Source organism: Streptomyces sp. NPDC058257 (assembly GCF_042881845.1).
Lineage (GTDB): Bacteria > Actinomycetota > Actinomycetes > Streptomycetales > Streptomycetaceae > Streptomyces.
This window is the reverse complement of the sequence record NZ_JBHVXJ010000005.1, coordinates 365,444-392,365: the sequence shown is the minus strand read 5'-3', so window position 1 is coordinate 392,365 and position 26,922 is coordinate 365,444. Positions and strand designations below refer to the sequence as shown.

19 protein-coding genes and 2 pseudogenes are annotated in these 26,922 nt (G+C 70.8%); 13 read left to right on the top strand and 8 right to left on the bottom strand.

Going from position 1 to position 26,922, the window contains the following annotated elements; genetic code table 11:
• Window positions 1-10: 10 nt before the first annotated feature.
• The 9 genes and pseudogenes from ACFVXC_RS16645 to ACFVXC_RS16605 all read left to right on the top strand — a co-directional run bounded on the left by ACFVXC_RS16645 (window position 11) and on the right by ACFVXC_RS16605 (window position 9,861).
• Window positions 11-1,294 carry a Gfo/Idh/MocA family protein gene (locus ACFVXC_RS16645; RefSeq protein ID WP_389905912.1) on the top strand — a complete coding sequence of 428 codons (1,284 nt, stop codon included), beginning with the start codon at window positions 11-13 and terminating at the stop codon, window positions 1,292-1,294.
• A gap of 7 nt (window positions 1,295-1,301) precedes the next feature.
• Window positions 1,302-2,156 (top strand): PmoA family protein, encoded by an 855-nt coding sequence (locus tag ACFVXC_RS16640; protein ID WP_389905910.1) that lies wholly within the window; start codon window positions 1,302-1,304, stop codon window positions 2,154-2,156.
• On the top strand, window positions 2,153-3,703 hold the full coding sequence (locus ACFVXC_RS16635) for a family 43 glycosylhydrolase (protein ID WP_389905908.1): 1,551 nt from the start codon (window positions 2,153-2,155) through the stop codon (window positions 3,701-3,703). The genes ACFVXC_RS16640 and ACFVXC_RS16635 overlap by 4 nt, the downstream gene beginning before the upstream one ends.
• A gap of 63 nt (window positions 3,704-3,766) precedes the next feature.
• Window positions 3,767-4,813: pseudogene (locus tag ACFVXC_RS16630) on the top strand (polysaccharide lyase family 1 protein); the annotation flags it as partial.
• Between the two features lie 62 nt (window positions 4,814-4,875).
• The gene (locus tag ACFVXC_RS16625; protein ID WP_389905906.1) at window positions 4,876-6,234 is read left to right on the top strand and encodes an ABC transporter substrate-binding protein; all 1,359 of its coding nucleotides are present in this window, start codon (window positions 4,876-4,878) and stop codon (window positions 6,232-6,234) included.
• Window positions 6,231-7,064: a rhamnogalacturonan acetylesterase gene (locus tag ACFVXC_RS16620; RefSeq protein WP_389905905.1), complete on the top strand. Its 834-nt coding sequence runs from the start codon at window positions 6,231-6,233 to the stop codon at window positions 7,062-7,064. The genes ACFVXC_RS16625 and ACFVXC_RS16620 overlap by 4 nt, the downstream gene beginning before the upstream one ends.
• Before the next feature lie 2 nt (window positions 7,065-7,066).
• Window positions 7,067-8,377, top strand: a complete 1,311-nt coding sequence (locus ACFVXC_RS16615) for a polysaccharide lyase family 1 protein (RefSeq protein WP_389905903.1) — start codon at window positions 7,067-7,069, stop codon at window positions 8,375-8,377.
• A gap of 54 nt (window positions 8,378-8,431) precedes the next feature.
• The gene (locus ACFVXC_RS16610; protein WP_389905901.1) at window positions 8,432-9,523 is read left to right on the top strand and encodes a pectinesterase family protein; all 1,092 of its coding nucleotides are present in this window, start codon (window positions 8,432-8,434) and stop codon (window positions 9,521-9,523) included.
• Between the two features lie 146 nt (window positions 9,524-9,669).
• The gene (locus ACFVXC_RS16605; protein ID WP_389905900.1) at window positions 9,670-9,861 is read left to right on the top strand and encodes a hypothetical protein; all 192 of its coding nucleotides are present in this window, start codon (window positions 9,670-9,672) and stop codon (window positions 9,859-9,861) included.
• A gap of 39 nt (window positions 9,862-9,900) precedes the next feature.
• Here ACFVXC_RS16605 and ACFVXC_RS16600 read toward each other — a convergent pair whose 3' ends face one another.
• On the bottom strand, window positions 9,901-10,743 hold the full coding sequence (locus tag ACFVXC_RS16600; protein WP_389905898.1) for a pectate lyase: 843 nt from the start codon (window positions 10,741-10,743) through the stop codon (window positions 9,901-9,903).
• 263 nt (window positions 10,744-11,006) lie between these two features.
• Between ACFVXC_RS16600 and ACFVXC_RS16595 the strand changes: the two genes are divergently transcribed.
• Window positions 11,007-11,399, top strand: coding sequence for a hypothetical protein (locus ACFVXC_RS16595; protein WP_389905896.1), 393 nt, complete (start codon window positions 11,007-11,009; stop codon window positions 11,397-11,399).
• Window positions 11,400-11,661: 262 nt separating this feature from the next.
• Here ACFVXC_RS16595 and ACFVXC_RS16590 read toward each other — a convergent pair whose 3' ends face one another.
• The 3 genes from ACFVXC_RS16590 to ACFVXC_RS16580 form a co-directional block, all read right to left on the bottom strand.
• Entirely contained in the window at window positions 11,662-12,537 is an 876-nt protein-coding gene (locus ACFVXC_RS16590; protein WP_389905895.1) for a hypothetical protein, read from the bottom strand.
• Window positions 12,537-13,070 (bottom strand): SigE family RNA polymerase sigma factor, encoded by a 534-nt coding sequence (locus ACFVXC_RS16585; protein ID WP_383265470.1) that lies wholly within the window; start codon window positions 13,068-13,070, stop codon window positions 12,537-12,539. The genes ACFVXC_RS16590 and ACFVXC_RS16585 overlap by 1 nt, the downstream gene beginning before the upstream one ends.
• A gap of 171 nt (window positions 13,071-13,241) precedes the next feature.
• Entirely contained in the window at window positions 13,242-14,987 is a 1,746-nt protein-coding gene (locus tag ACFVXC_RS16580; RefSeq protein WP_389905893.1) for an RNA polymerase sigma factor, read from the bottom strand.
• Between the two features lie 205 nt (window positions 14,988-15,192).
• On the opposite strand from ACFVXC_RS16580, the gene ACFVXC_RS16575 reads away from it, so the two are divergent.
• Entirely contained in the window at window positions 15,193-17,094 is a 1,902-nt protein-coding gene (locus tag ACFVXC_RS16575; protein ID WP_389905891.1) for a rhamnogalacturonan lyase, read from the top strand.
• Window positions 17,095-17,155: 61 nt separating this feature from the next.
• Here ACFVXC_RS16575 and ACFVXC_RS16570 read toward each other — a convergent pair whose 3' ends face one another.
• From ACFVXC_RS16570 to ACFVXC_RS16555, 4 genes and pseudogenes are all read right to left on the bottom strand, one after another.
• Window positions 17,156-18,388 carry an alginate lyase family protein gene (locus ACFVXC_RS16570; protein ID WP_389905889.1) on the bottom strand — a complete coding sequence of 411 codons (1,233 nt, stop codon included), beginning with the start codon at window positions 18,386-18,388 and terminating at the stop codon, window positions 17,156-17,158.
• Between the two features lie 125 nt (window positions 18,389-18,513).
• On the bottom strand, window positions 18,514-19,527 hold the full coding sequence (locus tag ACFVXC_RS16565; RefSeq protein ID WP_389905888.1) for a LacI family DNA-binding transcriptional regulator: 1,014 nt from the start codon (window positions 19,525-19,527) through the stop codon (window positions 18,514-18,516).
• Between the two features lie 128 nt (window positions 19,528-19,655).
• Complete coding sequence (locus ACFVXC_RS16560) at window positions 19,656-21,986, bottom strand: xyloglucanase (RefSeq protein WP_389905886.1); 2,331 nt, start codon at window positions 21,984-21,986, stop codon at window positions 19,656-19,658.
• Window positions 21,983-23,860: pseudogene (locus ACFVXC_RS16555) on the bottom strand (glycoside hydrolase family 48 protein); the annotation flags it as partial. The pseudogene ACFVXC_RS16555 and the gene ACFVXC_RS16560, both read right to left, overlap by 4 nt.
• Window positions 23,861-24,348: 488 nt before the next feature.
• Between ACFVXC_RS16555 and ACFVXC_RS16550 the strand changes: the two are divergent.
• Window positions 24,349-25,485 (top strand): glycoside hydrolase family 5 protein, encoded by a 1,137-nt coding sequence (locus ACFVXC_RS16550; RefSeq protein ID WP_389905885.1) that lies wholly within the window; start codon window positions 24,349-24,351, stop codon window positions 25,483-25,485.
• Between the two features lie 56 nt (window positions 25,486-25,541).
• Window positions 25,542-26,921, top strand: a complete 1,380-nt coding sequence (locus ACFVXC_RS16545) for a glycoside hydrolase family 6 protein (protein ID WP_389905883.1) — start codon at window positions 25,542-25,544, stop codon at window positions 26,919-26,921.
• The last annotated feature ends 1 nt before the right edge of the window (window position 26,922 follow it).

Genomic DNA, 26,922 nt, shown 5'->3' with positions numbered 1-26,922 from the left:
GGAGGATCCGATGAACCGCGGCCCGGGGCCCGCGGCGCCCCGCACCCCGCTGCCGCTCGTCCTCGCCGGTGCGCGCGGGCACGGCAGATGGCACCTGGAGAACATCCGCCGGCTCCAACAGGTCGGTCTCGTACGGCTCGTGGGGATCTGTGAGCTCGACCCGCTGACCGGCGCCGAGCTCGACGGGGTGCCGGGTGAGCCCGCCCAGTCCCCGGACTTCGCCGGTCTGCTCGATGCCACCTCGGCCGCCGTCGCCGTCATCTGCACACCCATCCCCACCCACGCCGACCTGGCCGTCGCCGCCGCCGCGCGGGGCGTGCACCTGCTCCTGGAGAAGCCACCCGCCCCTTCGTACGCCGACTTCCGGCGGATCACCGACGCGGTGGCCGCGGCGGGCGTGGCCTGCCAGGTCGGTTTCCAGTCGCTCGGCTCGCACGCCGTGCCCGCCATCCGCGCCCTCGTCGCCGACGGGGTGATCGGTGAGCCGGTGGGCGTCGGCGCGGCCGGAGCCTGGGCGCGTGACGAGGCCTACTACCGTCGTGCGCCCTGGGCGGGGCGGCGCCGCCTGGGCGGCGTGGACGTCGTGGACGGGGTCCTGACCAACCCCCTCGCCCACGCCGTCGCCACCGCCCTGGCGGTCGACGGGTCCCTGGGAGCCGAGGACGTCACGCGGGTGGACACGGAGCTGTTCCGCGCCAACGCCATCGAGTCCGACGACACCTCCTTCGTGGGGATCACGACGGCGCGCGGCGGCCGTATCGGGGTCGCCGCGACCCTCTGCGCCGAGCGTCCCGACGAGCCGTACGTCATCGTCCACGGCACCAAGGGCCGCATCACGTTCTGGTACAAGCAGGACCGGGTGCTCGTGCAGCGCGCCGGGCACGGGCCCGATGAGGTCCTGCACGGGCGGACGGATCTCCTGGAGAACCTCGTCGAGCATCTCGCGGGCCGTGCGGAGCTGCTGGTGCCGCCGGCGTCGACGGGCGCCTTCATGAAGGTCGTCGAGTCGATCCGCCTGGCACCCGATCCGCACCCGCTGCCGGTCGAGGCCTGGCGCAGTGTGCCCGGTGAGCACGAAGGCGTACGGCGCCGCGTCGTGCACGGCATCGACGAGCTCGTCGCGGCGAGCGCCGACACGCTGTGCGGCTATGCGGAGCTCGGCACGTTCTGGGCGCTGCCCGAGCAACCGCCCGCGTCCCGGCCCGCCGCCCGACCGGCCCCTCACACCCAGGCCGCCCCCACCGCCGGGCCCTCCGCCTCTCGCACCCCCACCGCCGAGACCCCACCGAGGTGAGAACGCCATGAACAGAACCGCGACCGACTCCGCGCTCATGCTGCGCTGCTCGGGCCGCCCCGTAGGCCGCTACGTCATCCACCCCTCGGCCGGTCCACGGCTCGCGCCCCGCCCCTACCTCCACCCCGTCCGCACCTTCGGCGGCCTCCCCGTCACCGAGTCCGGCCCGGCCGACCACCCGCACCACCTCGGCGTGGGTGTCGCCGTGCCCGACGCGGCGGGCCGCAACTTCTGGGGCGGGCGCACCTACGTACGCGACCAGGGGCCGACCCAGCTCGACAACCACGGTGAACAGCGCCACCTGGAGTTCAAGCTGCGCGACCCCGACGGATTCGTCGAGGAGATCGGCTGGCTCGACGGGGAGTGCGAGCTGCTGCGCGAGCGGCGGACCGTCGCCGTCACGCCCCTCACCACGTCCGCCTGGGCCCTCGACTTCACGTTCTCCCTGACCAACCCTGCCGACGCGGAGATCTCGATCGGCAGCCCCGCCACCAATGGCCGCCCCGGCGCCGCCTACGGAGGCTTCTTCTGGCGTGCCCCCAAGGAGACGCGGGCCCCGCAGGTGTTCACCGCGGACGCCGACGGCGAGGCCGCCGTGCATGGCGCAACGGCCGACTGGCTCGCCCTCGCGGGCCAGGGCTGGACCCTCGTCTTCGCCGGGGCGACGCCCGAGACACGGCGCGACCCGTGGTTCGTGCGCACCGCGGAGTATCCGGGTGTCGGCTCCTCGCTCGCGCACGCGCGGCGCCTGCCGATCGGCCCCGGGGAGACCGTCGTACGCCGTGTCATCACCGTCGTCGCCGACGGCCGCCCGAGCCGGGCCGAGGCCGCCGGGCTCGTCCGCAAGGCGGTGACCGCGTGAACGCGAGCCGCGCTAGCTCCGCTCCCGGACTTGGCGACCTGGGCGACGGGACCTACCGCAACCCCGTCCTCGCCGCCGACTGGTCCGACCCCGATGTCGTACGCGTCGGCGACGACTTCTACCTCACCGCGTCCAGCTTCGGGCGCGCCCCGGGACTGCCGCTGCTCCACTCCCGCGACCTGGTGAACTGGACCCTGATCGGGCACGCCCTTCAGCGCCTGGAACCCGCCGAGTCGTTCGCCGCGCCACGGCACGACTGCGGGGTGTGGGCGCCCTCGATCCGGCACCACGAGGGGCGGTTCTGGATCTTCTGGGGCGACCCCGACCACGGCGTGTTCCAGGTCAACTCCCCCGATATTCGCGGGCCCTGGAGCGCCCCGCACCTCGTCAAGGCGGGCCAGGGGCTCATCGACGCCTGCCCGCTGTGGGACGAGGAACACGGCGACGCGTATCTCGTGCACGCCTGGGCCAAGTCGCGCTCCGGCGTCAAGAACCGGCTCACCGGTCATCGCATGAGTCCCGACGGCCGTGAACTCCTCGACGAGGGACAGGTGCTGGTCGACGGCGACCGGCTCCCCGGCTGGTTCACGCTGGAGGGGCCCAAGCTCTACCGTCACGACGGCTGGTTCTGGATCCTCGCCCCGGCCGGCGGGGTGGAGACCGGCTGGCAGGGCGCCTTCCGCTCACGGACCTTCCACGGTCCCTACGAGGAGCGGATCGTCCTGGAGCAGGGCGACACCGACGTCAACGGGCCCCACCAGGGCGGCTGGGTGCGCACCCCGTCCGGCGATGACTGGTTCCTGCACTTCCAGCAGCGCGGCGCCTACGGCCGTGTCGTCCACCTCCAGCCGCTGCACCTGGACACGGACGGCTGGCCGGTGATCGGGGACGGCGGCACCCCCGTCGGCGTACACAAGAAGCCCGACCTGCCGCCGCAGCCCGTGTCGGCGCCCGCCACCGACGACGACTTTCCCGGCGGACGCCACGGCCGCCAGTGGCAGTGGTCCGCCAACCCCCGCGACGGCTGGGCGACTTCGCACGCGGCGGACGGTCTGCGCCTGAGCTGCGTACGGTCCGCGGACGCCCACGACCTGCGCCGCCTGCCGCACGTCCTGACCCAGCGTCTTCCGCTCACGCCGTGCACCGTGGAGGTCGGCCTGCGCCTCGACGGCACCGCGGACGAAGCCAGGGCCGGACTCGCCGTGCTCGGTGACGCCTTCAACTGGATCGGCCTCGAACGCGACGGCGACGGAGCGGTCCGCCTCGTCCACCGGTTCGCCGAGTCCGTCGCCGAACGGGAACGCGACGCGGAGCGTCCTCGCCCCGCCCCCGACGGCACCGCGCGGCTGCGGATCGACATCACGGACGGCGCACGCTGCCGCCTCTCGGCGGACACCGGCGACGGCTTCCGGCCATCGGGGCAGGTCTTCACCGCTACGCCGTGGCGGTGGGTGGGCGCGCTGCTCGGCCTGTTCGCCACGGCGCCGGCAGGACGGGACGGCGCCGGGACGGCCCTGTTCACGCACTTCCGGATCACCGCTGCCTGACTCCGCCTGACCTCGCCTGACCCCGCCTGACTGATCCTGCCCGTACGCCCGTTGGGAGCCGCAATGGAGCAGCACCTGCACAGCAGCACCGGACGTCCGAGGGCCCGCGCCCTCGCGGCGGTGGCCGCGCTGGCCGTCGTCCTCGGCCTGACGACCGTGCACGACCCGGCGCGAGCCTCGGCCTCCCCGGCCGCCCCGGCCCACGACCGACTCTCCGGCACCCCGCACGGTTTCGCCTCGCTGGCCGGAGGCACCACCGGGGGCGCGGGCGGCAAGGTCGTCACCGTCACCGACCGGGCCTCGCTCGCCAAGTACGCGGGCGCCGCCGAGCCCTACGTCATCCGCGTGAAGGGCACGGTGGCCGTCGAGCCGTTCGGCTCGGACATCGTGGTCGCCTCGGACAAGACGATTGTCGGCGTCGGCGGAACCGGCGAGATCGTCCATGGCGAGCTCCATCTGAACCCCGGCACGAGCAACGTCATCATCCGCAACCTGACCATCCGCGACTCGTACGTGGACGGCGACTGGGACGGCAAGACGCAGGACTTCGACGCGATCCAGATGGACTCCGTCGACCACGTCTGGATCGACCACAACCGGCTCACGCGCATGGGCGACGGCCTGATCGACCTGCGCAAGGACAGCGAGTACATCACGGTCTCGTACAACCGCTTCGAGAACCACAACAAGGCGTTCGGCATCGGCTGGACCGACCAGGTCAAGACGCAGGTGACCATCGACCACAACTGGTTCAGCGGCACCAAGCAGCGCAATCCGTCCGCCGACAACTGTGCCTACGCGCACCTCTACAACAACTACGTGTCGGCGCAGGTCACCGACGGCGACCCGGTGTGGACGTACGGCAACTGGGCGCGCGGCAAGACGAAGATGGTCATCGAGAACAGCTTCTACGAGGACGTACAGCACCCCTACCAGGCCGACGCGACGGCCGAGTTGGTGCAGCGCGGCTCGATCGTGAGGAACACCACGGGACGCCACGACGCGTGGGGCACGGCCTTCGACCCGCGCGCCTTCTACGCCTACGACCTCGACCCGGCGGCGGCCGTCCCGCGACTGGTGAAGAAGTTCTCCGGACCGCAGACGGCGATCGCCCCCTGACCCCACAGCACCTCGCACCTCCCGACCCGCACATCTGAAGAAGAGAGCCGGCCATGAACATCACCATCCGTAGAGGCAGAAACAGAGACAGAAGCCGTCGCGCGGTGGCCGCCGTCGCCTTCACCGCCGCGTTCGCGCTGACCGCCACCGCCTGCGGCGACGACGGCAGCGGGTCCGGCGGGGACAAGGGCAAGGAGGGTTCCGGGAAGGGCGAGATCACCTTCTGGGACAACAACGGCGGTGTCCGCACCGACGTCTGGAAGGAGATCATCAAGAACTTCGAGGCGCAGAACCCGGACATCCACGTCAAGTACGTGCCGATCCCCGCCGAGAGCGTCCAGTCCAAGTACGACACCGCCATCCAGGGCGGCGGCCTTCCCGACGTCGGCGGGGTCGGTGCCGCGATGCTCGCGGGGATCTCCGCGCAGAACGCCCTGGAGCCGCTGGAGGACCGGCTGAGCGGGAGCTCCCTGGAGGGCGAGCTGAACCCGGGCATGGTCGACAGCGTCCGGGCGGCGGGCGGCGGCAACCGGCTCTTCACGGTGCCGACGTCCGCGAGCAACGGTGTGCTGTACTACCGCACCGACCTGTTCAAGTCCGCGGGCCTCGACGCCCCCACCAACTGGAGCAAGTTCTACGAGGCGGCGAAGAAGCTCACCGCCAAGGGCGACAACAAGTTCGGGTACACCATTCGCGGCGGCGAGGGTTCCATCGCCCAGGCCCTCGACGCGGCATACGGCCAGTCCGGCATCGGATCGTTCTGGGACGGCGACAAGACCACCGTCAACGACCCCAAGAACGTAGAGGTGTTGAAGAAGTACGTCGCGCTCTACAAGAACAACACCCCCGCGGCCGACGTCAACAACGACTTCAAGAAGATGAACGCCCAGTGGGACACGGGCCAGATCGGCATGCTCAGCCACAACCTCGGCTCCTACACGGACCATGTGAAGGCACTCGGTGAGGGCAAGTTCCGCGGCCTACCCAACCCGACGACCGATGAGGGCATACGCGTCCAGGTCTCCAACCCCGTCGACGGGCTCGGCCTGTTCAAGTCCAGCAAGAAGAAGGCGGCGGCCTGGAAGTTCATCGAGTTCGCGGCCTCGCACAAGTCCAACAGCAAGTGGAACAAGTCGGCGGGCGCCATCCCCGCCAACACCGCGGCCTCCAAGGACGCCTGGGTGAACGCGGCCGAGCCCACGAAGCTGGCCGCCGCGACGCTCAACGACGGCTCCCTGAAGATCGTGCAGCTGCCGTACTACCTGCCTGACTGGAACACCATCAGCAAGGCCGACAACGAGCCGAACTACCAGAAGGTCCTGCTCGGCAAGATGTCCGCGAAGGACTTCCTCGACACTCTCGCCGAGCAGCTCAACAAGGCTCAGGCCGAGTGGAACGAACAGAACAAATGACAGCGCGCCCCGCGCACGGCGTCGGCCGACGCCGTGCGGTCGCGGCCCTCGCGAGCCTTCCGCTCGCGGTGGCCGCGGACCCGGCGGCGTTCAGCCACTCAGGACGAGTGACTCCCGGAGCGGCTCCCGCGAGCACGCTCTACATCGCCGGGGACTCCACCGCCGCGCAGAAGTACACCGACGCGGCCCCCGAGACCGGCTGGGGCATGGCCCTTCCCTTCTTCCTCCACAACCACCGACAGCGGGTCGCCAACCACGCTGTGAACGGCCGGAGTTCGAAGAGCTTCGTCGACGAGGGGCGCCTCGCCGTGATCCTGGAGACGATCGGACCCGGCGACCGTCTTCTCATCCAGTTCGCGCACAACGACGAGAAGAGCGGCGACCCGACGCGCTACACCGAGCCCTGGTCCACGTATCAGGAGTACTTGAAGCAGTACGTCGACGGGGCTCGGTCCCGTGGCGCGCGGCCGGTCCTCGCGACCGCCGTCGAGCGCAGGAAGTTCGACGCGGACGGCACCGCGCTGCCCACCCACGGCGACTACCCGGCGGCGATGCGGGCGCTCGCCGAGGCCGAAGGCGTGCCGCTGCTCGACGTCCAGGCCCTGTCGCTCGCCCTGTGGCAGAAGCTCGGCGTCGAGGAGACCAAGGCGTACTTCAACTGGACCGCCACCGAGCAGGACAACACGCACTTCAATCCGCCGGGCGCGATCGCCGTGGCGCGTCTGGTGGCGGCCGAACTGCTGCACCGCACAGTGCTCGCACCGCGAGATGTGCGTCGGCTCGACGCCCCGATACCCGATTCCTGGATCACCTGGCCGGAAGGACCGTAACGATGAGGGCTACGAGAACGACGCGCACGACCAGCACGGCTGTACGCAGATCTCTCACCCTGCTCGCGGGGTGCACCGCGCTCGTCGTGGCCGTCACGAGCGCGCCGGCCTCGGCCGCGGTCGCACGCGACGTGCTGCCGCGCGGCGACGGCTGGGCGTCCGCCGACGGCGGAACCACCGGCGGCGCGCGGGCCGATGCCGCGCACACCTACACGGTCACCACCTGGGAGGAGTTGCGCGCGGCGCTCGCGGACGACGCGGGCGCTCCCCGGATCGTCAAGGTCAAGGGCACGCTGAACGCCACGGCCGAGGGCTGCGCCGCGTTCGAGGCCGACGGCTACGACTTCGACCAGTACCTCGCCGACTACGACCCCGCGGTGTGGGGGTACGACACGCCGGTCAGCGGCGCGCAGGAGGACCTGCGGGCGGCGTCGGCGACCCGGCAGGGCGCGGCGATCAAGGCGTACGTCCCCGCCGACACGACCATCGTGGGCGTCGGCAGGAGCGCCGGGATCGTGGGCGGCAGCCTGCAGATCCAGGGCGTGGACAACGTGGTCGTCCGCAACCTGACGCTGGAGAGCCCCCTCGACTGCTTCCCGCAGTGGGATCCCACGGACGGGGACAGGGGGGCCTGGAACTCCGAGTACGACAGCATGGTCGTCCATGGCTCGACGCATGTGTGGGTCGACCACAACACGTTCACCGACGGCGAGCACCCCGACAGTTCACTGCCGTCCCACTACGGCGAGATCTATCAGCAGCACGACGGCGAACTGGACGTCGTACGCGGTGCCGACCTGGTCACCGTCTCCTGGAACGTCTTCGCCGACCACGACAAGACCCTGATGATCGGCAACAGCGACAGCGCGGGTGCCACGGACCGGGGCAGGCTGCGGGTCACCCTGCACCACAACGTCTTCAGGGACATCGTCGAGCGGGCGCCGCGGGTCCGCTTCGGGCAGGTCGACACGTACAACAACCACTATGTGGTCCCCGCGGGCGGCTATCAGTACTCCTTCGGCATCGGTCAGGAGTCCCAACTCGTCGCGCAGAAGAACGCGTTCACGCTCCCGGGCGGGGTCGGCGCGGGGAAGATCCTCAAGAAGTGGAAGGAGGCGCCGGTCACCGCCGACGCCAACTACGTCAACGGCAGGCTCGTCGATCTCATCGCCGTCCACAACGCGCAGATCCCGCAGGAGACCCTCCAGTCGGGTGCGGGCTGGACGCCGACCCTGCGGACGCGGGTGGACGATCCGCGCAAGCTGCCGGGACTCCTCGGGCGTGAGGCGGGCGCGGGCAAGCGGCACCGCTGAGTTCTCTCTCCCCTCCACCATTTCCTGACCGAGCCGCACAGCGAAGGATCAGCCATGCCCTCGCACCACTCCCCCACACCCCTCAGCCGACGTACGTTGCTCACCGCGGGCGCGGGTGGCGGCGCCGCCCTTGCCCTCGGCACCACGGTCCCCGCCCGCGCCGCCGGGCCGCGCCCCACCCGTCGGACGCTGTACGTCGACCCGGCGGGCCGCGGCGACCACACCACCGTCCAGGCCGCCGTGAACGCCGCTTCCGGTACGTCCTGGACGCTGGTCCTCGCCCCGGGAACGTACCGCGAGACGGTGACCGTGCCCGAGACGAGTGCCGGGCTCACGCTCGTCGGTGCGAGCGGCGACCCGCGCGACACGGTCATCGTGTACGACAATGCCGCGGGCACCCCGAAGCCCGACGGGTCCGGCACCTACGGCACCAGCGGCTCGGCCACCACGACCGTGCGGGCCGCCGGTTTCACCGCCCACGCCCTCACGTTCGCCAACGACTGGCTGCGGGCGGACCACCCCGGCTGCACCGGAACCCAGGCCGTCGCCCTCAAGGTGACGGGCGACCGCTCGGCGTTCTTCGGCTGCCGCTTCCTGGGCCACCAGGACACCCTCTACGCCGACACGGCGGACCTGGGCGTCTTCGCCCGCCAGTACTTCCGCGACTGCTATGTGGAGGGTGACGTCGACTTCGTCTTCGGCCGTGCCACGGCGGTCTTCGAGCGCTGCCGCTTCCACACACTCGCCCGGAGCGACCTGGCAGCGGCTCCGTACGGCTTCGTCTTCGCGCCGTCCACCGCGGCGGCCAACCCGCGCGGCTACCTGGTCACCCGGAGCCGGGTGACGAGCGGCGCCCCGGACGCGTACTACGAACTGGCCCGCCCCTGGGTGCCCAGTTCGGACACGACGGCCCGTCCCATGCTGACGGTGCGCGAGACCCACCTGGGGCACGGCATCGACGCGGTGGCCCCGTACGCGAACATGCGTGACGCCTATCCCTGGCAGGACCAGCGGTTCGCCGAGTACCGCAACACGGGGCCGGGGGCCACTGTCACGGTTCCGCTGAACCGCCCCCAACTCACCCGAGTACAGGCCCAGTCGGCTACGCGGGGCGGCTACCTGACTGGCTGGAGGCCAAGGGCGTGATGCGCGGGTCACGGCCATCGGTCCGCTCGGCCTGTGCCGGTGGAGCGGTCCGTCGCAGGACCGTGAGGGCGACAAGGGCGGCGGCGACCAGGAGTCCGGCGCCGAGGGGCAGACCGAGCGCGTAGCCGTCGCCCAGGGCGGCGGGCGTGGCGCTCGCGCCGGAGCGGTGGTGTGCCGCGGCGGGCCCGCTCTCCCCGCCGGCGGCCGCCATCGGCGACCGGTGGGTTCCGCTGGCGGCCGGGGACACCTACGTCCAGGGACTGCGCGCGTTCGTCGACGATCTGCTCGCGCACGTCACTCCGACGCCCCTGCCGGACACGGCGAAGGGCCACCAGTGACCGGCCGGTCGGCCGCTGGTGGCCCGGGTATGACGGCCGCTACTGGTAGCTGATGTCCGACGCACTGTACTTGCAGTACGTGCCGTCGGCGCCGCTGCCCGTCTCGACGGGCTCGGCGCCCGAGGAGTTGCCCGTGTAGCGGACACAGGGCTTGATCTTCTTGCTGCTGTCGCCGTGGATGCGGACCTTGCTCAGGGTCGCGGTGTCGCCGTAGTTGGTGTTGATGCCGACCAGGGACTTGCCGGGCGCGGTCACGTCCACATCGTTGATGGTGATCGTGCGCTTGTACTGCTTGGAGCAGTTGCCGCAGGAGCGGACCAGCTTGCCGAAGTCCGAGACCTGGAATCCGGAGATGTTCAGCTTGCCCGCGCCGTTGAACTGGAGGACCTTGTCGTCGGCCTTCCTCGCGCCGCCGCCGGTCACGTTGTAGACGGAGCTGGTCGAGGTGCCCTTGAAGCTGGCCGCGTCCTCGCCGACGTCCTCCCACCACACGTTCTGGATGGTGCAGCTGCCCGAGCAGTGCACGCCGTCGGCGGCGGGCTTGCCGATCACGACGTTCTTCAGGACTGCGCCGTCCTTCAGCTTGAAGATCGGGTCCTGGCCCTCCTCCTGGCCGTCGCCGCCGAGGTCTCCGCTGCCGTAGAAGCGCTGGAGTCCGCCGTCGTAGGTGCCGGACACCTCGATGGTCTTGGTGACGGCCTTGTCGCCGGTGGGCGTGGGCCAGGCGGCCGCGGTGGTCGCTGCTCCCGCCGGGGAGAGCAGCACGTCGGCGCCCAGGGTGGCGCCGGTCAGCAGGAGGGCGCCGCCCGCCGCGCCCACGACGCGGCGGCGGGTGAGGCGGCGCTTGCCGCTCTTGCGCAGTTCGGCTCGTTGCGTGGTCATGGGGACCGCTCTTTCGCTGGGGGGATGACCTTGCGTCTGCTGGTCTCCGCCCGGATGCGGAAGGTTGCCGCCCCGCCGAGAGTTTCTTCGGCGCTCCGGCGGTGGTTTGTTGACTGCGGGGCAGGGCCGCGGTCAACAGACCACCAAGAGGTGTGGGGGCCCAGGAGTTGGGAAGGGCCCTGACTCTGCTCCTGATCACAGCCGGAGCAGCGGGGTCCGGTAACCACTACCGCCCTTGGACGACGAGTACGGAGCGGTGAGCAATGAGCATGCCCGGCGGCACCGGCAACACCAGCGGTCGCTACCCCATCCGGGGTGACTACTACGACAAAAATCTCACGGAACGGCAGCTGACCAACACCGTCACGATCGTGTGGGGCTCTGTGGGCCTGGTCTTCGGCGTGTTCATCGGAATGGGGTTGTCGTCGCTCCTCGGGCTGTCGACCGTATTCCGCGCCGTGCTGATCACTGCGGTAGTCCTCGTCGTCTGCGGGGGCACCGCATGGACCGCGCGCCGGATAGCGCGGCGCGGAACGGAGGACAGGCGGGTCGCGGAGTTCCTCGCGGAGCACGGAAGCGCGGAGAGCGACAGCACCGACAGCACCGACAGCACCGACAGCACCGACAGCGATACGCAACGGGACGCCGAGCGCTGAGCAGCCGTGGCGGCCTGCTCTCCTGGGTGGGTGCGGCGTGGTTCCACGCCGCAGGCGTGGGCATTTGTCCTTCCCGAAGAACGCGACGGCGGGCCTCGTACTCGTCGAGGCAGAGGGGGCCTCGCCGTCTTCGACGGCGTCTGCGGCCACGGGCCCACTTCCGCCGGGATACCAAGCGTCGTCCGCCTCAGGGCAGTGCCGAAGCCGGGCCCGCGCCATGGACCAGGCCTATGCATCTGAACAGAATTCCCGACTCAGAAGGCTAGGAAGTGCGGGCGAAGTCGCCGCGCACCGCCGTCCTTTGGCCCGACGCGGTCGCCTCCGCCGCGTACGTGTCCTCGCCGGCGTCCCTGCCGCCCTCGGCGTGGTTGTACTGGCCCGCGAAGACGTGCTCCCCCGCCGGGACGGTCCGGCCCTCCTTCAGCGTCCAGCGGTAGACCAGCTCACCGCCCTGCTCGCGTACGGAGACGGTGAAGTCGTCGGCGGGCAGGGAACGCCAGTTGCCCGCGTCGGCGACCCCGCCGGTCTGCGCGACACGCAGTTCGACGGTGAGCGCGGTGAGGGATTTCCCGGTCTTGAAGGTGAGGGTGCTCTGCGCCCAGAAGTCGTTGCTCTGCGGGTCGATGGAGCCGTCGCTCCAGAGGTAGCCGTCCTCGACGCTCTTGGCGTCCGGCGCCACACGCCCGGTGGACGGCGGGGGTTGGGACTTCTTCGGCGGCCGGTCCGCGTCCTGGTCCGTGCCCCTGTCCGGCGCGCCCGTCGTGGCCCTGCCCGACGGGTGCGTGGGCTCGGCGGGCGCACTCGGCCCGGCGTTCTCGTCGTCCGGCTCGGAGGCGGCGGGACTTGGCGCGGCCGGTGATTCGGGGGCGGCGGGTGTGCCCACGGTGCGGGGCGGCGGATCGCCGCCCTGGACGGCGGAGGCGACGGCGTAACCGCCGAGCGCGAAGACTCCGGCCACGGCGGCCGTCGTGCCCGCTATCCGCAGCCAGGGGGCGGGCCGTGGCAGCCTGCCGCGGGACGGGGCGCCGGGGCCGACGGCGTCGCGCTCCATGCCCCGCTCGATCCGGGCGAGCATCCGTTCCCGGTCGGGGCGGTGCTCGGCCGCGGCATCGTGCAGGTGCCCCCGTACGTCGTCCATCACTGCCTCCCTCCCACGAGTTGCGACGCGGCCAGTTCGCCCAGGAGCCGTTGCAGCTCCGCCATTCCCTTGGACGTCTGGCTCTTCACCGTACCGACCGATATGCCGAGGGTGAGCGCGGTGTCCTTCTCCGACAGGTCGAAGGCGTGCCGCAGGACCACACAGGCCCGCTTACGGAACGGCAGGGTACGTAACGCCTCCTGGACATCGACGACCGCGGGTACGTCGGGGTCGTCGACGCCCTCCGCCCGTTGCCCCCAGAACAACGCCACCCGGCGGCGCTCCCGGACGGCGCTGCGGATGCGGGTGCGCGCCATGTTGGCGACGACCCCACGGGCGTACGCGGCCGGGTGATCGGCGGCGCGCACCCGGTCCCAGCGGTGCCAGAGAGCGACCAGGGCGTCCGCCGCCAGATCGTCCGCGGCATCCTTCTCGCCGGTCAACATGTGGGCGAGGCGCGCCAGTTCGGCGTAGTGCCGCTCGAAGAAGTCATGGAACTCCGCGGCGGCTGCGTCGTCGACGGCTGTCCCCACGGGTGACCTCTCTCCTGTGCCTGCGCGGCTCCGCACGCGCGCTGGTGGCCCCCGTGCCGCCGAGGCGCGGTGCGCGAGCATAGCAACGTCTGTGCGATAGATCGAACAACGTCCGGAACCCCAGTCGGGTCCGAGCCAAGGAACCAAGGCCAGGGGCCGAGCGGTACGGGGTCATCCGGCCCTGTTCAGGTACTGCGGGACCGGTGCCGCGTCGGTCCCGGTGTCCCGTACGCGGCCGTAGCGCACCACCCCCCGTGCCGGGTCGGGGGGTTGGATGATGTCGCCGGTCACCGCGGCCCGGCCCGTGGGCTGGACGATGAGGTTGTAGTCGGCGCCACGCTCATTCTGACGGAGTGTCACTTCGCCGTCGAGATAGTAGTACTCGTTCTGCCACATTTGTTGAGCGCCCTCGGGCAGCACGGTGAAACCGGTGTCAGGCGAGCCCATCCAGGTGTGTGGCCGGTCGGTCGCCGTCGGCATCTGGTCGTCCATGCGCCGCCCGCCGCCGGACGCGACGTGGAAGAGCTTGCCCTTCAGGCCGGTCCAGGTGGGCATGACCAGCGCGCCGGCGCGTTCACCGGGCATGATCTGCCAGCGGACCAGCGCATAACCGCGCCCGCGCAGGGTGACGCTGTCGCCCCGGTGCACCATCACCGCCTTCGGCCCCGCCGAGCTGGTCAGACCGGTCTCCGGGCGGTGCGGGAGCGTGCTGGGGCGGGCCGACGGGTCGGGGGCGGGCTCGGCCCTGTCGACGACGCTGCCGTAACGCGGGGCCGACTTCTCGGACTTGGGCTTGGACTTGGAACTGGGGGCGTCCTCGGGCTCGCGGCTCGGTTTCGGCGATGCGGCGGGTGGCGTGGTCACGGGAGCGGTGGACGCGCTCGCCTTCGGGGTCGGGGCAGCCGCACGGGGCGGGCGCGGCGGGTCCTGGTGGTCGTGGACCACGTAGACACCGCCCGCGACGAGGGTGAGACCGGCCGTGGCGGCGACCGCGGGCTTGCCGAGCAACTGGAGGATGTGGCCGGTCAGTCCTACCGGGTCGGCGGCAGCGGCCTGCCCCCCGGCTACCGCCCCCGTCACCGTGGACGTGGCCGTGGCCGTGGCCGCCTGAGCCGTGCCCCCGCCGAGCACTCCCGCCAGCGCGTGCAGCGCGAACCCCGCCGGAATCGGCACCAGCGCGAGACCCGCGAGGAGCCGCTCCGCAGGGACAGTGTCGGGAGCAGTGCCACCGCACCACGGACAGCCGCGCAGATGCCGCAGGATGCGCTTGCGCCACACCGATCCCGGACGCCCGTCCCACTCCGCGGTGGCCCCGGCGAGCGCGGCGCACCTCGGACGGGTGTCGAGGGCGCGTACGAGGGAACGGGCCGTTTCCAGGCGCTCCTTGAGCCGCTGTACCCGTACCGCCGTGTGCTGGCGGGTCAGGCCGAGCGCCTGAGCGAGGTCGGGCCTGCTGAGCGAGCCCGCGACCTCCAGCCACCACAGCGAGAGCAGCTCCCGGTCCTCCGGGTCGAGCCACCGGGTGGCCTCGGCTACCTCGCGGCGCTGCCCCTCCAGGCCGAGGCGCAGTACGGTCAGGCCCGCGAAGTCGCCGCCGGCGTCGGCCGGTTCGCGCTCCAGGTCCGACGCGGGCACGGTCTGCCGGGAACGGGCGGCGCGCGCCCGGTCCCGTATCCGGTGCATGGCGATCGCCACGAGCCAGGACCGGAAGCCGTCCGGATCGCGGAGTTCGGCGATGGAGCGGACCACGCGCAGCATGGTGTCCTGCACGATGTCGTCGACGTCCGGATGGCCGTCGAGCGCCCGGCCGACGATGTTGTAGACCAGCGGCAGATGCGCGGTGAGCAGCTCGTCGAGTGCGTGCCGGTCACCGGCGCGCGCGGCCTCGACCAGACCGCGTGTCCGGGGCTCTTCCACCGCTGTTCCACTCCTTCGCGTCCCTCTGTACGGCCCCCCGTCGGCGGGCCGGGAACTGTACCTGACCAGGCCATGAGGGGAGACGCGCGGAGAGGGGCGCGGATAACAGAAACTTTCGCGGCGACGGATTCGTACAGGCGGCAACCTTTCGCCCGCCCCGCGGCGACACAGCCGAGGCACTGTCCCTCTCCCGCAGGAGCACCCCATGCCCGAGCACCCGTACGCCGAACCCCACCGCCGCAGGGGCCGAAGAGCACGGCGCGCCCGCGGCCGGGTCCTGCTCACCGCCGTCGTCGCGGGCGCCCTCGCCGCCGGCGGGCTCATCGCCCTGTCGTCCACCTCGTCGGCGGCGACCACCCGCCAGGCCGAGGCCCTTGACCGGGGCGTGGTGAGCGTGCACACCGACGCCGGGAACCTGGTCAGCTGGCGCTGGCTGGGCACCGATGACGACGACGTGGCCTTCAACATCTACCGAGGGGGTACGAAGGTCAACTCCTCGCCGGTCACCGGCTCGACGAACTACTTCCACGCGGGCGCGCCGAACAGCGCCGACTACACCGTGCGCGCCGTGGTCGACGGCGCCGAGCAGGGCGACTCCGTGCACGCGGTGCAGTTCCGCGCCGGATACAAGGACGTGCCGATCACGCCGCCCGCCGGTGGCACGACCCCGGACGGCGTGGCGTACACCTACGAGGCGAACGACGCGTCCGTGGGCGATCTCGACGGGGACGGCGCCCTGGACTTCGTACTGAAGTGGCAGCCCACCAACGCCAAGGACAACTCCCAGTCCGGTTACACCGGCAACACCGTCATCGACGGCGTCAAGCTGGACGGCACCCGCCTGTGGCGCATCGACCTGGGCAGGAACATCCGCTCGGGCGCGCACTACACGCAGTTCCAGGTGTACGACTACGACGGCGACGGCAGGGCCGAAGTCGCCCTGAAGACGGCGGACGGCACGAAGGACGGCGCGGGCACGGTGATCGGCAGCTCGTCCGCCGACCACCGCAACTCGAGCGGCTATGTCCTGGCCGGGCCCGAGTACCTGACCATGTTCGACGGCCGCTCCGGCGCCGCACTCGACACGGTCGACTACGTACCGGCGCGCGGCACCGTCTCCTCCTGGGGCGACAGTTACGGCAACCGTGTGGACCGCTTCCTCGCCGGAACCGCCTACCTCGACGGCGGCAGGCCGTCCCTGATCATGGCGCGCGGCTACTACACGCGGTCCGTCATCGCCGCCTGGGACTGGCGGAACGGAGCCTTCACCCGGCGCTGGACGTTCGACACCAACTCGTCGACGAACAGCGGCAAGGGGTACGACGGCCAGGGCAACCACAGTCTGTCGGTCGCGGACGTCGACGACGACGGCAAGGACGAGATCGTCTACGGCGCGATGACCGTCGACGACAACGGCAGCGGCCTGTGGACGACCAAGCTCGGGCACGGCGACGCCGGGCACGTCGGCGACCTCGACCCCTCGCGCGCGGGCCTGGAGTACTTCAAGGTGTCCGAGGACAGTTCCAAGCCGGGCTCCTGGCTGGCCGACGCCCGCACGGGGCAGCGCCTGTGGACCACGGCGTCCGGCTCCGACAACGGCCGGGGCGTGTCCGCCGACATCTACGCCGGCTCCCCGGGCGCCGAGTCGTGGTCCGCCGCCGACAGCACCCTGCGTTCGCCGTCCGGGGCCTCGGTCGGCCGCGAGCCCTCCAGCGTCAACTTCGTGAACTGGTGGGACGGCGACACCACCCGAGAGCTACTCGACGGAACCCGGATCGACAAGTACGGCACGGGCGGCGAGACCCGCCTGCTGACCGGGGCGTCCGTCGCGTCCGACAACAGCACGAAGGCGACCCCCGCGCTCTCCGGCGACATCCTCGGCGACTGGCGCGAGGAGGTCGTGTGGCGCACCTCGGACAACAAGGCGCTGCGGATCTACTCCACCCCGCACGAGACGAGCACGAAGATCACCACGCTGCTCCACGACATCCAGTACCGCACGGCGCTGGCCTGGCAGAACACGGCGTACAACCAGCCCCCGCACCCGAGCTTCTTCATCGGCTCCGGCATGGCGAAGGCGCCGCGTCCGGTGGTGTCCACCCCCTGAGGGGTTCCGCGCGGCCGGTGGCGGGGCAGCTCCCCCGCCCCGCCACCGGTCGGCACCGCCGCTACTTCGCGTACAGGAGCGTCCCGAAGCCCAGCTGGTCGAACCCGCCGCTGTTCGGGCCGTAGTCACCACCGCCGCCCTCCGGCCTGGCCTTCTCCGCGAGGGCGGTGATGTACGGCACGGACAGCCTGCGGCGGCGCGCGTAGTGGAAGTGGAGGAGGTCCCACACCGGGCGGGCCTGACCGCGGCCCGCCTCGGAGATGACGGTCTGCTCGCGGTGGGCGCAGTTCTGGCCCGTTCCCCAGGTGTACTTGGTGAACGGCACGTCCTGGCCCAGGTTGTACTTGGCGACGTACTGGGCGGCCTTCATGAACCGGTTGTCGTCGTGGCCGTAGAGGTCGTCGCCCTGGTTCCAGGCCATCTCGCAGATCGCGCCCAGCAGACCCATGCCCATCATCGTGTGGCCCTGGTCGCGGCCCGACTCCTGCCACTGGGCGAGGCCTTCGCCGTCGTACACGAAGGGGACGGCCTTCTTGATGGAGCCGTTGCCCGCGCCGTTCTTGAAGTACTCCACCGCCCGGTCGTACTTGGCCCTGTCGTCGCACAGGATGCCGATCGCCATGACCGACGCCATCGCGCAAAGGTCCCAGTTGGCCCAGTAGTTGGTGACGCAGGCGTTGTTGTGGTTCCTCAGGAAGTCGTCGTTGAGGGGGTAGAAGACCTTGAGCAGCATCGTCTTGAACCGGTCGAGGTCGAACCCGCTGTAGCCGCGCATGAGTTCGGCGGCGTTGGCGAACTGGTAGCCGTAGATCCCGGCGGCCAGGAACCGGTCGGCGTTGCCCGTCACCTGGGTGAGCGTGGCCGACCAGGCGTTGAGGATGTCGCGCGCGGAGTCGCCGTGCGCCGCCGAGGCCGCGATCCGCCAGCGCAGGGCGTTCTGGTAGGCGGCGTGGATGTCGCGGTAGAGGGTGGGGTAGTTCTGGCCGGTGCCGCCGCGGATGATCACATCCCGGGGGCTGGCCTTCCAGGTGGCCGCGGAGAGCGCGTTGGCGGTCAGTTTCTGCCAGCCGGGTGTCCAGGGCGCGGCGCCCGCGGCGACCTTCACCTTGGCGCGGTTGAGGTCGCCGGCGTTGTGCAGCATGCCGGGGTGGGCGAAGGCCGCGGGGGCGGCGGCCGCCTTCTCGTCGGTGAGGGCGCTGGTCGCCGCGCCACCGACGGCGCCCGCGGCGGCGAGACCGCCGGAGACCTTGAGCATGCCGCGACGGCTGAGCCGATGCCTGTTGTCCTGACCCATGGGGAGGGCTCCTTGATACTGCGAAGGGGGCTGAGGATGCGATCACCCAGGAGACGGGGCGGGCGGCCACCGATAACAGAAATCGGCGCCTCGTCGGCCGCGCCCGTCGCCACCCGCCCCCGCGGTCAGCCCTTCGCGGGCCCCGGGCCCGAGCTGGTCCGGACCGTCAGCTCCGGTGCGATCAGGGCGACTTCATCGACGCCCTGACCCCGGAGCTTCGCGACGACGCGCTCCACCGCCTGCCGCCCCATCTCCTGTGCGGGGATGGCGACGGAGGTGAGGCGCACCGAGGCTTGGGTGGCGACCTGGTCGGGGCAGATCGCGATGACGGAGACGTCCTCCGGGATGGCGCGGCCCTGCTGGCGCAGGAGGCTCAGGAGGGGCTCCACGGCCGACTCGTTCTGCACGACGAACCCCGTGGTGCCGGGGCGTTCGTCGAAGATCCGGGCGAGCGTCGCGGCCAGCGCGTCGTACGTCCCCTCGCAGGGCCGGTGCAGCACCCGCAGGCCGAGCTCGCGGGCCCGCGTGCGCAGCCCGTCCAGAGTGCGCTCGGCGAACCCGGTGTGCCGCTCGTACACGGCGGGCGCCTCGCCGATGACGGCGATCTCCCGGTGGCCGAGCCCGGAGAGGTGCTCGACGCACTGTGCGCCGGTCGCCACGAAGTCGAGGTCCACGCAGGTCAGACCCGTGGGGTCGGCGGGGAGGCCGATGAGGACGGCGGGCCGGGCGATCTCGCGGATCAGCGGCAGGCGCTCGTCGTGCAGTTCCACGTCCATCAGGATCATCGCGTCGGCGAGCGCGCTGCCCTCGATGCGGCGGACCGCGTCGGGGCCCTCCTCGCCGGTCAGGAGCAGCACGTCGTACCCATGGGCGCGTGCGGTGGTGGCGACGGCGATGGCTATCTCCATCATCACCGGCACGTACATGTCGGTGCGCAGCGGCACCATCAGCGCGATGATGTTGGACTTGCTGCTGGCCAGGGCGCGGGCGCCGGCGTTCGGGTGGTAGCCGAGTTCGCGGATGGACCGCTCGACGCGGTCCTTGGTGGAGACGGAGATGGACCGCTTGCCGCTGAGTACATAGCTCACCGTGCTGGCCGAGACTCCGGCGTGGTGGGCGACCTCGGCAAGCGTGACCATTCAGCTCTCCCGGACAGATCGACAGGTCGTGAGGCGGTGGCGAAGCGCTTCGACTTGGGGCCACCTCGACCCTAGAGGGACACCCATGCGCTGTCCATAGGCCTGTCGAAGCGCTTCGACTGACGCTGTCAGCCTGGGGAGTTGTAGTCCCCGTACACAATGCCACGGCCGTTCGTGGACACATACACTCGCCCGTAGATCCGGGGATCACCGGTGATGGCCGCGCCGGTCCAGCCCCACTGGTGGGCGTCGTCGTTGACCCGCGCCCAGCTCTCCCCGGTGTCGGTGGAGCGGAAGATGCCGCGCACGCCGCCGATCTTCGCGCTGGTGTAGAGCGTCTGGTGGTCCGAGCCGGGCGCGGCCTTGCCGAAGCCGATGGTGTCGGCCTCCTCGACACCCTGGACGCGGGTGAAGCTCGCCCCGGAGTCCTTCGAGTGCCACAGGCCGTACGTTCCCCCGGCCTTTCCGCCCGCGAGCCAGATGTCGCCCTTGGAGCCGGGCACGGCCTTGAAGCGCGCCGCGCCCTCGGCGGGCAACCCGGTGGACGCCTGCGCGGTGAAGGCCGCCCCGCCGTCCGTACTGACGTAGAACGTCCCGGACTTGAAGCCGTAGAACGTCCTCGGGTCCGCCCGGTCCGACTCGACGACCGCGCCCTGCGGGATGCCCGAGGACGCCGTCCACGTGGCGCCCCGGTCGCCGCTGGTGTGCACGCCCGTGCCGTCCGGGCTCCACACGAAGCGGCTGCCGTCGGCGGACGCGGCGACCGTGCCGCCGCCGGAGACCCCTGAGGGCTCTTTGCCCGCCGACCAGGTGGCGCCGTTGTCACGGGAGAGGGCGATGCGCGGCCCGCTGTCGAGCTGACCGACCCGCACCACCGTGTTCGGGTCGGACTCGGCGTAATCGAGGCTCGTCGTGGTGGTGAAGTTGGGCTCGGTGTACATCAGGGGCGGCACCTTGGTGACGTCCGTGTGCCGGAAGCCGCCGATGTCGCCGAGCGCGCTGAGCAGCGGCGCCCCGGAGGAGGGCGCCGCGAGGTCGTCGACCGCGGTCTCCTCCAGGCCCTTGACCATCGGGGTGACGGTGAACTTGCCCCCGCTGTCCCACTGCCGGAGGTTCCTGGTGCCGTAGACGGTGGCCCCGGTGCCATACATCATCCGGTCGGAGTCGAACGGGTCGATCTCCAGGGCCTCGGTCATCCAGCCCAGTTTCGGGGCCTGTTCGGGCGGCGCCGGGTTCGCGCCCCACGACAGCCACGGCACGGACGAGACGTCCATGGTGTAGCGGTTGGCGCGCTGGGGATAGGCGGCGTAGCTCCAGGCGCCGGTCCAGCTTCCGCCGCTGTCCGTGGAGCGGAAGATCTGGATGTCCGGGAACCACGAGCTGTAGCCGGTGACCATGACGGTGCCCGGATGCTGCCGGTCGATGCTCAGCCCGCTGTAGCCGTAGTACGTGTCGGCGTCGGTGGCGGGGCTGATGTTCTTCCACTCGCCGGTGCGGGTCGCGTACCGCCACACCTGGCCCTTGCCGCCGTCGTAGGGGCCGCCCTTGTCGCTGTAGGCGAGGTAGAGGTAGCCGTTCTCGGCGTCGAGTACGCCCTTGTGGGCGAGGTGGCCGGTGGGCTGACCCGCGAGACGCGTCCAGGTGGCGCCCGCGTCCGTCGAGCGGTAGACGGCGTTCTCCTTGTCGGCGACGCCCACGTAGACGGTCCTGGTCCGCGAGCCGGAGGCGCCCGTGGACTCGTCGAAGGTGACCCAGGCGATGCCCTGGTTGTCGGAGGCGTATCCGGTCGAGTCCCCCGGATCCTGCCGGTAGTCGCCGGGGTTGGGGAACGCGGTCACCTCCGACCAGGTGGCGCCGGAGTCGGTGGAGCGCCACAGGCCGTGGCCGCTTGGCGCCCCGAGGTACAGGACGCGGTTGTCGTGCGGGTCGACGGCGAGGCGTTCGCCCATGCCACGGCCCGGCATGTTGCCGCCGAGCTTGAAGGGCAGGTCGGCCTTCTTCCAGGTCCTGCCCCGGTCCGCCGAGCGCATGACGGCGCCCTTACCCGGGTCCCAGTCGTTGGTGTACGTGCCGACAGCGGCGTACACCTTGTCCGGTTCGACGGTGTCGGACGCGATGCTGACGACCCCGGTGTGGCCCCAGTCGTCCCAGCCCACGGAGTCGAGCAGCGGGGTCCAGGTCTGGGACTTCTCCTGCCAGCGGTAGGCGCCGCCGATGTCGGTGCGGGCGTACGCGAGGTTCTTCTCGGCCCGGTTGAAGACGATGCCGGGGACGAAGCCGCCGCCGTCGACACGGACGTTCTTCCAGGTGTACGACGCGTTCGGGACCTTCTCCTTGACGTCGTCGGCATGGGCGTCATCGGCCCCGGAGGAAGGGGCGGCCACGAACAGCAGACCCGGGATCAGACAGAGGGCGCCGAGCAGCTTCCCGTTCCGGCCCCGCGCGGGACGGGCGCTCACTTCGGCCCCGGCCCCGGTTCGAGGAGCTCCGCGTACGCGCCCATGGCGAGCGCGATGTCCGCCTGCGCCCAGAAGCGGTGGTAGGTGAACCGCGGAGCCGCTCCCCCGGCGAGATAGGCCTCGACCTTCGGCCAGTCGGGGTCGTCGCGGTAGAAGGAACGGATGGAGGTGAAGTCGGATCCGGAGTCGACCGTGTCGCCATTGGGCATGGTGCCGGTCCAGCCGTTCGGGACGTACACCCCGTCGTCGAACCGGTTGTAGTCGGCGCGGGTCTCGGGTACCGCGATTCCCAGCGGGTCCCGGTAGTGCTGCCACATGCCGTCGAGGAGCGCCTTGGCCGTGGTGGCGGCCGCGGTGTGGCCGGTGGCGGCGGCGTAGTACGTGAGGGTCTTGGCGTAGGCGGCGGCCACGCCCACGTCGTTGGTGCGGTCGGCGACGGATACGTGAAGTCCCGTGTTGGCGCCGGGATTTGCCGGAGTCCAGGTGTCGGGCCGACCGGACCACTTCAGCGTGGAGGGGAAGGTGCAGGTGCCGTCGGCGGCGATCTTCGTCTCGGAGAGCGCCCACTTCACCCACTTGTCCATGACGGTCTTCGCGGCGGGGTCGTCGGTCTCGTGGAGGTACTCGGCGACGCGCTCCATCGACCAGGCCTGGAAGCCGAACCACTGGTTGGACGGCGGGTCGTGGTAGACGGGCTTCTCGTCGTAGGCCATGCCGTAGAAGGTGGGGGTGCCGGCCGGGGGCTTGGCGTAGTGGCCCTGCCAGCTGTTGGTGGCGCCGCCCGCGATGGCGCCCTCGGCGGACTGCAGCCAGCGGTAGAACTCGATCTGCCGGGTCAGGCTCTTGGCCCAGTCCGCCTTGCCCGATGCCGACTTGGGGGCCAGCGGGGCGTACGAGCTGAGGGCGAAGGCGGCCAGGGGGTTCTGGTAGCCGCCGTGGCTGTGGCTCGATCCGATGCGCCAGGCCCAGCCCGCGGAGGTGTCGGTGGCGCCGCCCCAGGCGTAGTACCAGGACAGCAGATAGTGCGAGCTGTTCTTGCCGCTGCCCGGCGCGCAACCGGACGGGTCGGTGCAGTCGCCGATGGTCTTGAAGTACTTGTCGAACAGGGCGTAGCGCAGGTAGTCGCCCATCTTGGCCGCCTTGGCGACCGTCGCCGCGACAGCGGACGCCTTGCCCTGGGCCGATGCCCAGACGTGGGCCCAGTAGGCGGCCTGTACGGCGCGGGCGTCGGGGGCGTTGGTGTACTTCCACTGCTTGGCGTAGGAGGCATCGCCGGTGAACAGGTCGAGGTAGCCGTTCCTGCCGCCGTGCTCGAACTCGTCGCGGGTGGGGTGCGGGACGGTCTCCCAGACCGACTCCTGGGGACCGCGCTGGAAGGTGTTGATGTAGACGGGGCCCGCGGCGTCGCCGCCGTAGCCGTAGACGTTGTCGACGTCCTGCAGCCAGTGCATGCCGTAGATGTCGTCGCTGCCGTACGCGCTCTTCAGCTCGGCGGCGATCGGGTCGGCACCGGCCTGGACCGCGGGGTCGAGCCGGGCCGGGTACTGGGCCGGCTGGTCGTGTTCCGGAGCATACGTGGCCGGTTTTGCCGCATTGTAGAAACCGTTCGTCGGCTGGTCGGCATGGGTCGGGATCATGAATTTCTCCATGGTTTCCCAGGCCGCGTTGAAACGTGTCCAGTCGCCGCTGACCTTGCCGTACATGGCTTGCAGCCAGAGCAGATAGCTGTACGCCTCGGATGTCGTCTCGTGCCCGTGGTCGGGGGCTTCGACAATGAGGGTTTCGACGGAGTGGTACGGAATACCGTCCGGCGAGAAATAGCCGTTCGCGGAATCGGTGATCTTCGCGTAGAGGTCGAGGAACCGCTGTTCGTACTCGGTGGCCGCGGTCACCGCCTGGGCGCTGTGAGCTGCGGGATCGAGCGCCACGGCGATGGGGGCGAGGGCGACTCCGGCGCCGAGGGCGAGCAGGTTGCGGCGGCTGATTTCCGGTCTGGAGGGGCCGGAGCGGCGCGAATGGGGGGAATGGGGGAACGCAGACATGCCGGGATGACTCCTGACGGCTCGATGGCGGGGGCGAGCTCCGCTCGGGGAGCTCGGAAAACAGCGGGAGGACCAGCGGGAAACGAGTGGGAGGACCAGCGGGAGCACCAGATGGAGCACCAGTGGGAGCGCTCCCAAAGTTCAGCCGAATCGCCGCGATGTCAAGAGCCGTCACACGAAAGGGAGTTGTCGAATGAATTCGACAGCGGCGATCCGAAGAATCTGAGAAACCCGCCAACCTTTCTGTTCTCGGCGGCGACTTCCTGCTAGCTTCCACGGCACCAGTGGGAGCGATTCCGGTTCAATCCGAGGAGTCGCTCATGCCCCGACCCCCGCGTCTGCTCCGCACGTTGGCCGTCCTTGCGGGCGCCGTCCTCATCACCGCCGGACTCGCGATGCCCTCCGCCTTGCCGACGGCGGGCGCGGCGCCCGCCCTGGCGGCACCGCCCCCTGTGCTGCACGCCGACGGCAACCGGCTCGTCGACGCCCGGGGCGCGACGCACCGGCTGCTCGGAGTCAACCGCTCCGGCGGCGAGTTCGCCTGTGTCCAGGGCTACGGCATCTTCGACGGCCCCGTCGACGACGCCTCCGTAAAGGCCATCGCGGACTGGAAGGCCAACACCGTACGCATCCCGCTCAACGAGGAGTGCTGGCTGGGAACCGACAACATCGACCCGCGCTACGCGGGCGCCAACTACACATCCGCCATCAAGGATCTGGTCCGGCGCGTCCAGGACCACGGCATGACCCCGATCGTCGAACTGCACTGGTCCCACGGCCAGTACACCGGCAACTCGGCCGGCTGCCCGGACGTGCACGCCAGCTGCCAGAAGCCGATGCCGAACGCGCGGTACACCCCGGCGTTCTGGACCTCGGTGGCCCACACCTTCAAGGGCGATCCGGCCGTCGTACTCGACCTGTTCAACGAGCCCTATCCGGACCGTGCGACGCCCACCACCGAGCAGGCCTGGGACTGCTGGCGGGACGGCGGCACCTGCCCCGGAATCGGCTACGAGGTCGCCGGCATGCAGGACCTGCTCGACGCGGTGCGCGGGACCGGCGCGAAGAATCTCGTGCTCGCGGCGGGCATCGCGTACTCGAACGATCTCAGCGGCTGGCTGGAGCACGCGCCGAAGGACCCGGCGGGCAATCTCGCCGCGGCCTGGCACGTCTACAACTTCAACACCTGCTCCACCGTGAGCTGCTTCGATTCCACGCTCGCGCCCCTCGCCGCGAGAGTCCCGCTCGTGGCGGGCGAGATCGGCGAGAACACCTGCTCCCACGGCTTCATCGACTCCGTCATGAAGTGGCTCGACGCGCACCGGGCCTCCTATCTCGGCTGGACCTGGAACACGTGGGACTGCTCGTCGGGCCCCTCCCTGATCAGCTCCTACGACGGCACACCCACGGCGTTCGGCGCAGGTCTGCGCGACCATCTGGCCGCGCTCACCGGCTGACCCGTCCAGCTCCCCACAGACCCGTCCACCCCACCCCCGAAGGGAATCACCCCACCATGAGCCGCGCACACACCAGGCACCGCAGATCCCGCACCCTCTTCCTCGCCACACTCGCCACCGTCCTCGCCACGACCGGCGGCACCGCGCTCGCCGTGAGCGACAGCGCGGGAAGCACGACCACCCGGGCAGCGGCGGCGCGCGTCGACAATCCCTACGCGGGCGCCAAGTCCTACGTGAACCCCGAATGGTCGGCGAAGGCCGCCGCCGAACCGGGCGGCAGCGCCATCGCGAAGCAGCCCACCGGCGTCTGGCTGGACCGGATCGCCGCGATCGAGGGCGCCGGCGACTCGATGGGCCTGCGCGACCACCTGGACGAGGCGCTCAAGCAGGGCGCGGGTGTCATCCAGCTGGTCATCTACAACCTGCCCGGCCGGGACTGCGCCGCGCTCGCGTCCAACGGCGAGCTCGGCCCGACCGAGATCGGCAAGTACCAGACCGACTACATCGACCCCATCGCCGCGATCCTCGCCGACTCGAAGTACGCGAACCTGCGCATCGTCACGACCGTCGAGATCGACTCGCTGCCCAACCTGGTCACCAACACCGGCGGCCGCCCCACCGCGACGCCCGCGTGTGACGTGATGAAGGCCAACGGCAACTACGTCAAGGGCGTCGGCTACGCCCTTCGCAAGCTCGGCGCCGTGCCGAACGTCTACAACTACGTGGACGCGGGTCACCACGGCTGGATCGGCTGGGACGACAACTTCGCCGCGTCCGCCCAGGTCATGTACCAGGCGGCGACCGCCGACGGGGGCAGCGTCGACAACGTGCACGGCTTCATCACCAACACGGCCAACTACAGCGCCCTGAAGGAGAACAACTTCAAGATCGGCGACACCGTCAACGGCCGGTCGGTCCGCGAGTCCAAGTGGGTCGACTGGAACCGCTCCGTCGACGAGCTCTCCTTCGCCCAGTCGTTCCGGAGCCAGCTCGTCTCCGCCGGCTTCAGGTCCGGCATCGGCATGCTGATCGACACCTCGCGCAACGGCTGGGGCGGATCGGCACGGCCCGCGGGCCCCGGCGCCACCACGGACGTGAACACCTATGTGGAGGGCGGCCGTTACGACCGGCGCATCCACATCGGCAACTGGTGCAACCAGTCGGGCGCGGGTCTCGGAGAGCGGCCGAGGACCGCCCCGGAGGCCGGCATCGACGCCTACGTGTGGATCAAGCCGCCGGGCGAGTCCGACGGGTCGAGCAAGGAGATCCCGAACGACGAGGGCAAGGGCTTCGACCGCATGTGTGACCCGACGTACGGGGGCAACCCCCGCAACGGCAACAACCCGTCCGGCGCGCTCGCGAACGCGCCGATATCCGGGAAGTGGTTCTCGGCCCAGTTCCAGGAGCTCCTGAAGAACGCGTATCCGGCGCTGTAGT